The organism is Bacteroidales bacterium, from assembly GCA_014860585.1.
In the GTDB taxonomy this organism is placed as follows: domain Bacteria; phylum Bacteroidota; class Bacteroidia; order Bacteroidales; family 4484-276; genus RZYY01.
In genome coordinates this window covers 15,145-30,085 of sequence record JACZJL010000119.1, presented here as the reverse complement: position 1 = coordinate 30,085, position 14,941 = coordinate 15,145, and the positions used below count along the sequence as shown (strand labels likewise).

Annotated in this window: 8 protein-coding genes; 3 read left to right on the top strand and 5 right to left on the bottom strand. The window is 34.2% G+C overall.

Annotation, left to right across the window (positions count from 1 at the left end; translation table 11 throughout):
- Nucleotides 1–5: 5 nt before the first annotated feature.
- From IH598_12915 to IH598_12895, 5 genes are all read right to left on the bottom strand, one after another.
- On the bottom strand, nt 6–3,671 hold the full coding sequence (locus tag IH598_12915; GenBank protein ID MBE0639412.1) for an ATP-dependent DNA helicase RecQ: 3,666 nt from the start codon (nt 3,669–3,671) through the stop codon (nt 6–8).
- A gap of 204 nt (nt 3,672–3,875) precedes the next feature.
- On the bottom strand, nt 3,876–4,415 hold the full coding sequence (locus IH598_12910; GenBank protein ID MBE0639411.1) for a hypothetical protein: 540 nt from the start codon (nt 4,413–4,415) through the stop codon (nt 3,876–3,878).
- Between the two features lie 18 nt (nt 4,416–4,433).
- Complete coding sequence (locus tag IH598_12905; protein MBE0639410.1) at nt 4,434–4,622, bottom strand: hypothetical protein; 189 nt, start codon at nt 4,620–4,622, stop codon at nt 4,434–4,436.
- A gap of 278 nt (nt 4,623–4,900) precedes the next feature.
- Nucleotides 4,901–5,986 carry a restriction endonuclease gene (locus IH598_12900; GenBank protein ID MBE0639409.1) on the bottom strand — a complete coding sequence of 362 codons (1,086 nt, stop codon included), beginning with the start codon at nt 5,984–5,986 and terminating at the stop codon, nt 4,901–4,903.
- A gap of 111 nt (nt 5,987–6,097) precedes the next feature.
- Complete coding sequence (locus IH598_12895; protein ID MBE0639408.1) at nt 6,098–6,613, bottom strand: tyrosine-type recombinase/integrase; 516 nt, start codon at nt 6,611–6,613, stop codon at nt 6,098–6,100.
- A gap of 1,687 nt (nt 6,614–8,300) precedes the next feature.
- Between IH598_12895 and IH598_12890 the strand changes: the two genes are divergently transcribed.
- The 3 genes from IH598_12890 (at nt 8,301) to IH598_12880 (ending at nt 14,935) form a co-directional block, all read left to right on the top strand.
- The gene (locus IH598_12890) at nt 8,301–9,317 is read left to right on the top strand and encodes a hypothetical protein (GenBank protein ID MBE0639407.1); all 1,017 of its coding nucleotides are present in this window, start codon (nt 8,301–8,303) and stop codon (nt 9,315–9,317) included.
- 19 nt (nt 9,318–9,336) lie between these two features.
- A complete protein-coding gene (locus IH598_12885) occupies nt 9,337–10,194 on the top strand; it encodes a hypothetical protein (protein ID MBE0639406.1) in 858 nt (285 codons plus the stop codon).
- Between the two features lie 511 nt (nt 10,195–10,705).
- Complete coding sequence (locus IH598_12880) at nt 10,706–14,935, top strand: hypothetical protein (GenBank protein ID MBE0639405.1); 4,230 nt, start codon at nt 10,706–10,708, stop codon at nt 14,933–14,935.
- Nucleotides 14,936–14,941 lie beyond the last annotated feature (6 nt).

The following is a 14,941-nucleotide window of genomic DNA, read 5'->3' as shown; positions in this document are numbered from 1 at the left end:
AGTTATTATTTCTTTAATAGTCTTCTATGTTCTCTTTTCAATGCAGTTGGTTTTAGCATATAGACCTTGTCAAACAACTTTACTTTTTCTTCTAATGTTAAATTGACGCTGTCAGGATTGTCAATCCACCATTTGTAAAATTCAACAGGTCTGTCTGAATATGGAACAATTGCCTGAACAATACGATCGTAACCTTTAAAAGAAATTCTTGCTTTTAAACCAAGTGCGTCAATAAAATACTGGGGATGGTAAGCCTTTAGCTTTGAAATTAAAATTTCAAAAACTTCCTTGTTGACTTTTAACGTATTTTCTCTTCTAACTATGTCAAACGCGATTGGGTCTTCTCTTAGCCATTCAGAAATTCGCATTGTTTTTATTCCATTGTCATTATGAATTGTTATTAAATCTTTTAAAAAATAGAAACGATCAGCGGAAGGATGAAAAATATGAACATTTGAGTCATCATTGTGTTTCGTTTGAGTTTCCACTAATAAAAAATCTTTTTTTTTGAGCGTATCTAATATATCAATGTTATTTGCTTCACCACCCTTAAATTTTTCTAATAAGAGATCAACATCCGAGCCGAGGAAAAAGTCTTCGATAAAGTTCCAGCGTTCGAGATTTGTAAAGCTTCTTAAAAAGAAGTGGTCAAATATCTCATTGCTTAAGTAATGTCTTTCAAGTGTTTTACTAAGCAAACTATTAGTATAGCCTAAATAATTTGAATCTCTTTCAATTCTGTTTGGATCGTTGATACGTATGAATATCATTGGATTCTCTCCACCTTTAATTTCAAAAGTACCCAATTCCAAAATTTCTAAAAAGTACCCAAGTCTAACATAGTTTATAGCATTAGACTCTTTATTTGTCACAAATCGTTCTACTTTCGTGCTTTCTGTGTTGCTAAAAAGGTTGTTCAGTCTAGTTAAGAGTGCATTGAAACTTTGCAGGTGTTTTGTGTTAAATACTCTATATTCAAATCCGTCTATACTTCTTCTTTGTTGAAGAAATGCATCACCTTCAATCACACCTGGTTGGATCTGCTTACCTGAATACGATGATAAAATAAACTTACTGAGCTTTTCTGCCTTTTCTAAATCTTGTAAAACATTGTTGAGTTTTAATTGAAAAATGTCTTGTTTGAAGTAACCATCTGAATTTGCAAAAATATCTTGAACTGTATTTAATAGCGATTGTAGTTTGTTGAACACAGAATTAAAACTATCAAGCCTTTCAAAAGAAATTTTTAATTGTGGAACAAGGTTAATATTGTCCTCTTTGAACAAATAGCCTGTATAAAAATCCCTTTTGAGGATTGGGAAACTTTTGTTATTGAAGAAGTCATGCCATAACCTATCTAAATCCATTTCAATAACTGAGTTGCCATTTCCAGATTTAGACAAGAGTTTATATGTATTAGCATATTTGTTATTTAGTGTTGGCAAATGCAGGTCAGAAATTCGTGCATAAACTTTCACAAATAGCTTTTTAGGTCTTGCAATAATTACGTTGAATCTATTCTTTGCTAAATAATCTTTCTCGATCATCATCAATGCAGTTAAAACCTTCTGATCTAAATCTAATGCATTTTCGAAAATGTGCCCAAAATCATCAACCGATAAAAGAAGATTTCTGTTCTTGTCATTCTTTAAGTATGCTTTATGGATTTTTTTGAGTACTTCTTTTATTTGGTACTGCTTTAAAGCAGACATTCCATGAAGTGCTTTGGTATATCTTTGATCTTGAGAAGAGTAGTTTAATGTAGCAAATCCTTTAATTTCGGGTTTTCTTGCTACCCTTCCAATTTCTTGAACATAATCTGGTAACAACCCTGATGGAGCGTGATGATAAACTACTTGAATATCTGAAATGTCAACACCCATTCCAAAAGCTTTTGTTGAAATCATAATTTTTCTCTCTCCACATTTAAACTGACGATAAGAGAATTCTTTATTCAATGAGTCCAATGAGCCATAATATCCGGTTGCAATATTTAATTGTTCTGCGCTAAGCTGTTCTAAAATTTGTTGGATGTGTCTTGTGTATGGTGTATAAACCAATGTTTTTAATCCGATTTCATTAATTTTCTTTATGAAATCAACGGTTTGTGTTATCTTATTTGATTCATAATTAACTGTAAATCTTTCATAATTATTTACTATGAATTCAATGTCATTACGTTTGACTTGCCCAATGAAAATATGCGGATTGTGCATTACAAGGCTATCAATGCTGTCAAACACCATATCGTTAGCCCCACCATAAATTGCCGTTGCAGTAACGGCAACCATTGGGAAGTGGAGATTATGATATTTTCTAATTTTCCTAATATGATTACCTAAGAACCAATAGTCAACGCGAAAATCTCGTCCCCAAGTTGTAATTAGGTGAGCTTCATCAATTACTATAAGCCCTAACCTTCTGAATCCAATAAAATGCGTAATATCATAAGAGAGTAAAAGTTCAGGAGACATATATAAAATGTCGATTTCACCACTTTTACAGCCTTCAATAATTCTCTCACGATCAATTAGACTTAACTCACTATTTATGTATGCTACTTTATCAAAATTTCTATCTTTGATAATTGCATTAACTTGGTCTTTCATCAATGCAATAAGTGGTGATACAACAATTGTCACATCTCCTTTTTCTGAAATATAAAATGCCGGAAGTTGGAAAAGTAGTGATTTTCCCGCACCCGTGGGTGCTGTTAGGAATAAATCTCGACAAGGTTCATTAACAATTGAGTTTTCATATTCTTTAACAATGGTATCAACGACTAAGCCTTGTGAAATCTCTGCAATTTCACTGCCTATGTTTGGGTTTTTATAAACCGCCATATTCCTAAAATTCGCTGTTTCACCCCAAAATTTTATTAATAGCTCATTTGTCTTATCTGCTACTTGATATTCCGCTGCGATTGGAGCATCTTCAAGAATAAATAGTTTTCCACCAAATTGATTTAAGAGTGAATTGAGTTGCTTTAAAATCAGAATTATTGCAACATTTAAAGGTTGTTTGTTATAAAATTTAACTATCGCTGTTTTATTAAAATCATCTTGTCTAAAGCATTCATTGACAAAAACATCTATTGAGTATGGGTCAGAGCTAATGTCAATAGTATCGTATACTTGGTTGTTTGAAAATCCCAATTCAGAAGTTTCAGTAAACATATCAACAGTGCTAAATGAGTTTATAGGTGTTTTTACTGAATAATAGTGCTTACCGTTTATTGTAATCTGTTCAGCTTGATAAATAGGCAGCTCATCCGGTCGGAGTTCAATGTTTTCTTTCTCTTCTTTCTCAATATATTCATCCTTTCTAATAGGGTAGAGTTGTCTCAGATTGTCTTTGATAATGACTACTCTATCATTGAAAAATGAAGGATCAATATAATAAATGAGGTAGCTGAACTGTGCAAATGACAGAATATGATAACTCTTTTTGAGATTAAGCGTAGTAAACGTTTTTGTAAACCATTCACGATTAAATGTATTTTCATTTCTGTCAAGCTTGAATGTCTCAGGATCTGCAAAATTGTTCTTTTGATTATCAATATTCAACAAAGTTGTTTGACCTAAAATCACGAAAATTTGATTTTGGCTAACGGCCTTGTAATTGTCTATAATTGAAATAATTTTGCTCGAGTATAGTTCTTTAGCTGTCATGTATTAATTTTTATTTTATGTATTGGTTTGCCTATAATTATAAATATCGATAGAGTGTAATATGCCGGAAATTAATGCAGGCACTTTACAGACCGAATGTAAAAAAGTATAAGCGGCTTACTATTGAAAATTTGCATAAATATCTCATATCGATTTTAAAGCACATATTTGCTAATTACTATTGTATTTCAAATGTTTAAATTATTAATGGATGGTCTTTATTTCAATAATTTTAATTCTTTCATTCAATATATTAAGTTTTTCTTGTGCATCTTTTTTTCTTTTACTACTACCTTTAAATGTGGCTCCGATACTTTTAATATTTCTCAATTCTTCATTAGCTTTAGTAAGTAATTCAATGGTGCATTTTAAATCTAATTTTGAAAACTCCATCATAGAAATAGATTTTTCAAGTGTTTCTAAGCTTTTTTTTAACTTCTCTTGTTTTTCTGAACGCAAAATGGCTTTGGTTTCTAGTAATTTTGCTTTCTTTTCTATTTCTTGTTTGTATTCATTCAAGACTTTCTCTGTTCTTGACAGTGTCGTTGAACATTCTTTATGGCTAGTTACATGCCAACCACCGCAATATACACAGAAATAACTTCTTTCTGGTTTATAGCCAGACTCTTGTTCTATAGTCTCACTATTAAACTTAATAAAAGTATCTGCTTTTTTTTCAGTTTCAAAAAGCATTTTTGATCTTCTACTATCCTTACAAAAGACTCTGTTCTTCGTTGGTTTCATATTTTGATAAAAAAATTACTAAAGGTTAAGACATTTAGCACGCACGGCTCTGTCTATCCAGGTTGCCCCTGTTTTTGCAGGGGCAGCCGGTGTGGGGTGGTGCTGGTTGCCGGCGGCACAGGACAAAGCTACAAAGCCCGGCATCCTGCTGTCTTCATCAGGTGCGGGTAAGTGGTTACTGCTTCGTTGTTGTGCCGTGATAACCATTATCCATTTTTTTATTGGTTGCAAATTTATGGAAACATTTCTGATGGCAATGCCTTTAGTGAAAATTCTCTTTTTTATCCCAGGTTGGCGCCGGTAAAGAGAACGGGTTTCGGGCAGCAATTAATCCTTGTAAAATCATGTGTGCGAATTTAGGACAAAGCATGATTTTTTTGATCAAACTTCAGCCGCAGATTCACCAAAACCGACCGGACAGTCCGTTATTTGCGGCTGCGTTTAAGTCCTATTTGTTAGTTGCAAGTGTTTCATTAACAATTTATTTATAGATACTTAGAGCGAACAATTGGCATATCTACATCTTCAACAAGGATTGTTTTATAGTCAGTAGAGTCGTTCTGAAAAGTACAGATTAGATTTCCAACATCCATATTACTAAATGCCTTTCTATTATAAAATTTCTCCCATGGGAGATACGGGTTTATTTCTGATAGATTAAGTAAGTCTATTATGTTGTCAAAAGAAAACAACTTCATTGAGTATGTCTCATATTTTGGCATAACTTGTGTTTCCGAAATAGCATCCTTAGTGAATCCTTTAGCTGTAGTAACTATTATTCCTTCAGATAGTCCTTCTCTAAACAAAACCCCATTCAAACTTCGAACAACATCAACACCCTCATTTTTTGAATAATCTGCTCGTCTCTTCACTTGTACTAAAACTGTTTTCTTATTATTTCGTATTATTTTCAAATCAATTCCTCTGTCTTTTCTATACCCCATATGTACAATTTCACAATTTCCATAAAGGTCCTCAAAGCAATCCTTTATCAATAATTCAAATCGGAATGGGTTAATATTTGCTAAATCTTTTGGATTTTTTTTTAAGTAGTTTCTTGCTAGTTTTATTGGTATATTGATATCATGGATATTGTAATCCATCACAGAACCAACAATATAGAGGCTTTTGTCATTGTCAAGTGTAAATATTCCACCCTCATGACAGTATTTGCGGTGTATAACCCACCAGCCACAATTATTGCATGAATAAACAATATCTGTTATTGAATCACCTTTCCAACTTTCGTAGAGAATTCCGACTTGTTCCCCCTTGCTAACTAGTGTCTCTTTATGTAATAAAGAATTGCAATAAAAGCATGTTTTATACATTTCTATTTGTTGATGAATAATTGAGGCTAAACATTTAAATTTAAATTCATGTAAGATAGAATCAATATCCGATTGAGATAAATAATCAAACATTTGTATTAATTCTTTCTCATCATTTGTATACTCTCTATCTTTTTCGAATGTTACTAGTCTAACATATTCTTCTTCCATCATTTCAATTCCATATGGATCTTCACCCTTACTACTGATATACTTTGCTCTACTATAGCTACAAATCATAACTTTTCAACATTGAATTTCCTCATTGCAACTAACTCGTTTATAAACCAACCTCCGTTCAACATTATTTCTGAATTGGGTTGGCTATGTGTACCTTTTGTTGTTTTTATTTCAAATGTCAAAATCATCCGTGGGATTTTTGATGTTACTTAAACTTTTCATGGTTACATGGGTGTAAATTTCAGTGATTTTACTGCTCTTGTGCCCTAACCGTTCCCGGATGTACCTCAGTTCAGCGCCGCTTTCGGAATGATGCCTGGCAGTACTGTGATGAACCATCTTTTTTAAGGTAATGATCTCTGTCCTGGTTTTTCGTCTGGTCATCGTTCCACTATCGCCCAATACTTTTTCCGGAAACGAGCAAAATATCCTCATAAACCTGTCACTTTCCAGTGTTTTTGTCTTCGGTTTACCGGCGGTTTGGGCCGGCGGGCTGATGACTCTTTCTTTAGCCTCAGTGGTTAATTGGGCGCAGATGGTTGCCTTGCTGCCGGAGTTATGGCGAGATACCAAATTCACCAACCAGAGCTCGGGTCGGGTTCTGAATGTGTCATCCTGCCGGATTTCATCCGGTTGCAGTGCCCGGAAATTTCGGTTTTTCATCAGTTTGATTGAAAAAATGTCCATCTTTTTTGAGACTCATTTTACAACAAAAACAATCCTTTCCGGCACAGCACCGCTCCGTCAGTCACATCCGGTGATCCAACGCAAAGCCTTTGCTAACAAGGCTTCAGGGCACATTTGATCGAAAATAAACATTACGTAAATCTGTGCCGGCACGTTATGACCTTTTAGTCATTTTTTCAGTGAGCGAAAATAGCAGGAAGTTTTGAAATTGTTGCCATTTACTTTCAATCAAGTCTAATTTGTATCAATTAAAAATAAGTATGTGGTTGCTAGATGTTGAGTGTGTCTGGTCAAAAGTTGCATTACCAGCAGTAAAGTTCGGTTTTTTGCCTGAATGACTGATAAAATCTCTGCCATCATGAAAACCAACTGGCTATTTTTAGGTTATCGCCATGCACTGGTAATCAACAGGTTAAAAATGTCTTGAGATTTTAGCCAAAATATCTTGAGTAAATCATAAAATGTCCTGATGTTTTTACCGGCATGACTTGAGAAAATTTAAGTTGTCAGGGTGATTTTTTCAACGGGTTCTGAGCTGGTCTCCATTGGAATGGAAAATGGTGTTTTCTTTCACGGATACAGAAGAGGAAGTTTTTTGGAAAGATGCCGGAGACAACCACTTAGGGTTGCATCAAAGGCGTTCCTAAGGAACAATCTCCGACTCTCAATGCTTTCGAGTCGGACAAGCGCTTCGGGGCGTGCATCCCTGAAGAGCGTGCTTCCCTGGCGATGGGATGCCAGCCCCGACCGAAGGGAGCGGGATGGCAGCCCTAAGCCTTGCTGAGAGGTTTCTTTTGCATTTTTCCTAAAACAGCTTGCTGGGTCCAGGATAGATATACCAGTACTTTTTACTTTCTTTTGGCTTAATCCAAAAGAAAGTAAAAAGAAGCATGGTGACGGTGCCGGCACATTTACCAGAAGCTTACGAAACATTTGTAAACCAAAAGAAAAATCAGGCAAGCCAACTTTATTCTTTTTGTAGCATTTGTTCTGTTGGGCGCCCCGATGCACAAAACAGGAGAGCGGCAAAAGTCATTAAAAAATATGTTTTAGAAAATGGCTTCCGTCAGCACTGTTAATCAATTAGTTAAAAATGTCTTGATGTTTTGATCAACATGTCTTGAGAAAATAAAAAAATGTCTTGATGTTTTGATCAAAATGTCCTGATGAAATTATCATGGCGAAAATAGGTGATTTCTCAGCAGTGAGAAATGGGAGTATTAAGCATGGAAGCGAAAGTGTCTGTTTGGGCAACAACGATTGAATTACGTGTATTTTCAGATGTGGTATTACGAAATCCGAAAATGGAGCATGGGCTAGTTTAGCTTTCAAGTCTTCCTGCTGCTAACCGACCCGTGATGAAATCGTATTTGATTCGATACAACACCGCAAATTTGAGGAGTTTAACCCAAGCCAGTTCCGGGTGGTCCCGAAGTTAACTGGAATCTGAGCCTAACTAGATTGGAACTTGGTAAAAGTAAAAGATGCTCCTGATAAAACTTTGAAATTAGTTTCTTTCTGATAATTTCTGATAATTTGATCACACATAAATTTGCCGTATTAAGAATTTTCCTGGATCATGTTAAAGCTTGTTGGCCAGTAGCGCAAAAATTGATAATTTCTGATAATAAGTTAACATATAGTTTTGAAACGAAATAGAAATACTAACCTTTAAAAATTACACATTATGCTAAGACATCAGTACTTCCGTTTAAGATTCAATCAATGGTTTCGCAACCAGGAGGGTTTAAAAGCTTTCGCTCAACAATGTATGAACTGGATAATGCGCAGTACCCTGCGTTTAGCAAGGCGCTTGAAAAAGCGTAACGAGCAACTTTCCGGTAAGATTACACAACTGACAAAAGAACTCAACACCAGATTGCAATATCAGGTAATTGATGCGGATGATTTTGCAACCTTACAGAAAGAAATCCGTAATTATACCTTAATTGAAAGGTGTGTCATCATTGCAGAGGGATTCTTTAACTTCTTTGCAGCGAAAGCGATTTTCAACTTTTCCGGTTGGCTTGCAATTATTGCCCAGGTCATTTTTTCATTGGTAATCACGTGGGTCTCGATCCCACTTTTCAGAAACCTGTACCTACAGATTATCAATGAAAACGGATACAAGAGGGAAGATGTTGAACCACGCAACTGGAAGAAACTTTTCTTCTTCCTGATCCCAGGAGCGATAATCTATGAAGCCGGGATGTTTAGCCTTTGCAAACTCCGGGGTGAGCAAATCGAAGGGGGCAATTCCGGATTCATTACTACACTTATGATTACAGTGGGCATGCTTTTGCCGGTAATTGCCGGCTATTTTGCCTACGAACGCAGGAGGTATTACAGCCCTTACATTAACACGCTAAAGATTAATAATCTTCGCAATTTGATAGCCAGGATGGGAAATCGGATTCGCATGAACCTTCAGCGAATGGAAAATCACTTTAAACAAAGAGGTCAGGAACTTTGGGCCATTTTCAACGAATTTAAAACTTACAAGGAGAACTATAACACAAAGCATGGCTTTCCTCAAGAAAGTCTATCTGGACATTTTGCTGAAAATCAGGAACGCTTTATCAGTGAAGCCATCAAGAGGTACAATAAAGACGCTATCCTTCCTGAACCTGTCAATCCGACTATCCTTGTTCCATCCATGGAGAACCAGGAATTGGATGTTCGCTTTAAAGAGGTGTTCAATTAATAATGATAATCAATAGGTTATGAAAAAGTTCATCATTCTGATTTTGATCTGTACACTGGTTATTGCAACATCATGCAATTCTGAAAAAAGACACAACTACATTATTTTGCTCGACAACTCAAGAAGTATCAGTGAGCAATTGTTGAATCGTTACCTGGACATCATTGTAAATTCGATTGTTCCCAATTTAGGCAGATACGACCGCCTGACTATTCAGTTTATTGACGAATGTGCCCTGACAAAAGCGGAACGCGTGTTTTCGGTTGATCTGGATAAAATCAATTTCTCCAACGCTAAAGATGGCATGAACAATATTGAAAATTCCGTCAAAGCAAGGCTTCACCGGTTTTTGGTTGATACCATCAGTCGTTCAGTCACTGACCAAATAATGATAAAGCGTGATCAGCGCAAAGAATGTGGAAATTACACAGACATAATAAATGCATTAATCAGTGCAACAACTTTAATCACACGCGAAAGAAGCTACCTTTCAGTGCTGGATAAATTACAAAACTCCGCAAAAGGAGCTGACAATTATGAATACGAAAACGTGTTGATCATTTTTAGCGATATGGTACAGGAAAATCGTGACCAGGCGCTGGAATTCTCACAAATGGGCAGAATGAGCAAAAAACAGGTTTATCAAAAACTTGAAGACATTCGGAATCTCAACAAAATCCCCGATCTGAGTGGCTGCAAAGTGTTCATTTATGGTGCAACATCTTCCGAAAAAGGCGCTCCACTGGCAAACAAACAGATCGAAAATGTCCGTATGTTCTGGGAAACCTACTTTGCCGATTCCAATGCTGAGTTGGAAGCCTACTCTTTTGACTGCAAAAAAGAGATCAGTAATTTCATGGCAGTTTCACGCAACTGAGCAAATTAAAAATTTGAAAATCATGCTGTCAAATTCAGTAAAGAGGGCTATTTTGAAACCAAAAAGGGATGAATTTTCTAAGGTCTATTTTTACAAGAATTCAATTGGCGGAGCATTTTTGTAATGAAAGATTCAAATTGCTATTTTCTCTCCGGCACATCGCTTTGAAATTATTTTCAGTTCTGATAATTTCTGTTAATTTTGTTCAAATTAAATTTGCAGCATGAAAAGTTTTTATTCTTCAGTAAGCGGGTTAGTTATTAACATCCAGCTAAATAGTTATAGTTTGATTTCAAGTACTCTTAAGGCTCAAAGAATGAGTTTGCTGCCAAATTTTTCAAGGAGCGGAAGTAGAAATAACATATCAGGAAGAGGTGAAGCGAATAATGTTACTTCGGATATTGTGATTCTTCTAAGCTCTCTGGTGCAGAATGCTATTGATACTACTTTCGATAAATATCGTCTGATACAAAATTTTTTTAATTGTAGAAAATCATTATAAAATTTTAAAATGAAAATGTTTAATGCACTAATTATTCGCCTAACTCTAATGTGCTTTTTAATTGGTGGAGTTTTTATAGTTTCAAACGCTCAGGAAATCTTTTATAACCATTTAAATAAAAGTAATCTTTACATCAGAAATCAGGACGGAACAATTTCTGATTCATCAATCTCAATTAATGAAAATTATTTAAGACAGTGGATTTCAACTTTTCGCATAAAATTCGCTGGCAAATCACTACAATTGAATGAAGCTGAAACGCCAATTAATGAATGGTTTAATGAGTTATTATTTAATCCCTTGCCTACTGAAGATGATAATAATTCCCGCTTCAACTTTTTTAATCAAACAGACATTATATTCAAGCAGGTGATTGATAGTATTAATTCTTTAACTCGTAATTCCGAAACATGGAGTAATGAAAAGATTCAAAACCTAATTTATCTCAATAGACAACTTAACGATATCGAAAAAAAAACAGAATCTTACATTCATATGCAAGAAAGGTGTTTGGAGACTAAAGCATATTATGATACTTTGTTAATTGGCTTTGTTGCTGAATTGTTTTCTATTGATCAGTATGTTCAAGACCTTATGAAAATGACTGAAGACAATACATGGCTAACTATTCAACATCAACAAGTTTCACCATATGGCGAATTTCTAACAGCAGATGAATCAGACACCGAACCAATGAAATATATTAGATGTTGTAAAAGAATTGGTGATGTTAGTTTAAAGAAAGGAGGGAGAGTTGCAGCATTAGTGATGTACTACCAGGCTTATACAATAGCATTTTTCAATAATGAATTACTAGAATTAGGTATATGTGAAACAAAAATCGCTAAAGTCTTTGAGTCAGGAGTATCTGCATCATACTCTAAGCATGCAATAAGACATAAAGCCACCGCAGATTCCCTGTTTTATCATGTAGGTTATATGCAAGAAGAAAATAGTAACTTAAAAATACTTGAATCCGCTCGAATTAGGGTTCTAAGTTTGCATTCAAAAGATAGGACTTATTTAGATTGTGCAAATATCAACACATTAGTTGATTTTTTTTCTGAAGTAGTAGGTCAGGATTTATCATACGAGGAAAATTTTAATTTATATTCCGCAATTGGAATATATTTTGGTCAAACAAATTTTCCTGGTGATTATGAAATCGCCAAGAAGTATTTCCAGGCAGCACTTATATTTGCCATGAATGATCTCTTTACCTATGATTTTAACCAGGTAGATAAAGCTTTAAGTTGGCTAAGTTGGATCAATAGTGTAATCGGTGATACAAACAATTGTATCAAATATAGTGATTGGGAATTCAGTTTGGCGAAAAAGCATCATTTTGAAGGCAGTTATGCCGCTTATTGGTTCATCAGAGCAAATTATATAATGAATTGTAATGACTATCAAAAAGCTAAAGAATATTTAAAAAACGGATTTGATTTTGCAAATTCAAAAAACTTACTTGAGGGTTATGTGGCTACGTTAGGATATGAAACTGCGGTAAACTGTTACACAAAACTTTATGAACAACAAAGGAAAATTAAGTATAAAGAAACTGCGGATTATTATTCAATTTTATTAAAAACCCAGCAATTAAAATCATTAGATGAAATCAACCAGATGGTGGAAATTGATAATAATTTCATAAATTTTTTCATCGACTTAAATAGCAAACGTGATTTTTATAGTATGAAAGCTGAATATGACTATCAATTGGACTCTTTTGAAAGCGAAATAAAAACCAAAGAGGCAATATCGAAAAAACTTGAGAGTGAAATTGTTAATAATAAGAATTTACTTAATGCACAAAACCTACATCTGGATACATTAAAATCTCAAATGATTAATGACAGTTTAATGAAGCTGTCATTAATGGGGGATAACAATAGTTTAAAAAATGACATTGCCAATTTAACTAACGACATTGCATGGTCAAGTAATGTGCTCAAAAAACTAAATAAAGATAAAGACAATGCCATAAATCAAAAGGAAATTGCGGAAGAAGTGACAAGCCAAACTAAAAAAATAGCAAATGGGATAGTAATTCTTTCAATAGTTGTTTCAATAATATTTTTATATTTCATAAGAAGGCAACACTATAAAAATATCAACAAAAAAAATGCTGAGATGATAAAGGCTAATTCCCGTGCAGCGATAAGTCAATTGTTTGCACGGACGGACAGTCATGATTTAGGACACGTGCTTGACGCATATAAATCATTCAAAGACTTTAATGTTGAAGAGGCGGATGGACAATATCGATTTGTTGCAAATTCAAATCTTCAAAAAGAAGACAAACTCTTACATCAGGAAGGGAAAGAACTTTTAGAAAAATTCACCTATATTAGTCCATCCAATAATAAATTCAGCTTGTACCCCAACCTGATGGGGTATTTTAATCTATACCTTAGAACACGAATGGATTTTCGTGCTGATGTTGCTACTACCGATCCTAATTCACTTACAACATTGGACTTTTATCAGGATGTGTTTATGCCATTTAACAATAATCTGATTTTCAACAATCGTATTTCTGGTATTTCTGATATTAATCTGCATTATCGCTTTGAAATATTAAGGAACAATATTGTAATTAAAAATAAAGAAAAAGTGCCGGTTGCTATTCCTAATGATATTCTGGGTTGTCAGGCAATGTATATTATTTGGAGCAATGTAATCAGAAATACCGTTAAACATGGGGAATTAGATGAAAATGAGAAAGAATCCCTTGTTTTTTCAGTTAATATTTGCGAAAACAATGATAATGCTGATTACTATGAACTAAGTGTTTTTCCCAATGTATTTAGGAATAAGGATTTTGTTGATGATTTGGTTTTAAAACGCAACATTTCTTTTGATGCTGATATTTGGAATAATGAAGAAGGGCAGGAAGGTAGACTACGCGATAACAGTTTAGGCACGATTGAGATGGCTACCTGTGCTGCCTATTTGAGAAAACTCGCTGTTACCGAGGTTGATAATCCAAAATATAAATTATTTGATAAAGGAAGTTATCAAAATGGAAGTTCATTTAAAGAAGATAGCGGTTCTTTCACTCCAATGATAATGTATGCTTATGCTCAGCCTCAATCTGAAGACGGCTTACAGATTAATCAATACTCTTTAGGATACAAATTTTATTTACATAAGCCAAAGGAAATTCTTGTTGTTTGTGATCAACCCGAGGCACTAAGCAGCACATTAATAAGTAATTCAGACAAATTAGTATTGTCTAAAAATGGAATTAAGTTTATTAAACCGGAAAGATTAGTGGAAGAAACATTTAATCATAAATTTTTAGCATTTTATGGAAGTAAAGATGATTTTAATAAATTTAAGGATTCAATCACTAAACTTAATAGTTCACTTCCCAAGCGTCTGGTGCACATTGACCAAACAAATACATTCGAAAATATTAATAATTTTACAAAAGCGTGTTGGAGAGAGTGGCTCCAACAATATAACAAGTCTGTTAATATATTTAGTTGTTCCAGGAATGAAGAAATTTTTATCTATCCTGAAAACACAATTGATAATGCTGATTTTAATGTCCATTTATTTAATCACCATGAAGGTCTTTATGGATCAACTGATGATGAAACAATTAAGAAGTTAGAGGACGGTAATTATCACGAAATGATGTGCGGTCATCACTGGACAAAGAAGCATTTGGGTGCATATTTGACTCATGACCGCTTTAAAACATCTATAAATGCTGAACAATACATAGAAAGCGTTTTTACAAATGTTATCATTATCGATGAAAGGATACAGAAGAGTATTGTAGTTAATAAAAAGAAATACGCAGGCAAAATTCCATTTACTACATATTTTAATCAATTGGGTGTATTTATTCCTTCAAAGCTGGAAGATGGCGACCCTGATCTTAATAAAACCAACCTAATGGAAGAGAAAGGTAAAATTAAAAGTTATATTGAAAGGCATATTGATAAATCCTCATTTGTCGTCATTCATTTGGGAATTCTGGAGAAACTTCTTGTTGACAAAAAGGATAAAAGTGATACAGCAATTGATAATATCTTAGAAGAAATAATTGGCAAAACGAAAAAGAACAGGGGGAAAATTGTAATTACATCAGGAAGAGGAAAGGCAAATAATGTGAAACAGGATATTTCTTATGTTCCAATCTCCCTGATGCAAAATGCCATTGAAACTACTTTCGATAAATATCGTCTGATACAAATTCTTTTTAATTGTAGAAAATCATTATAAAATTTA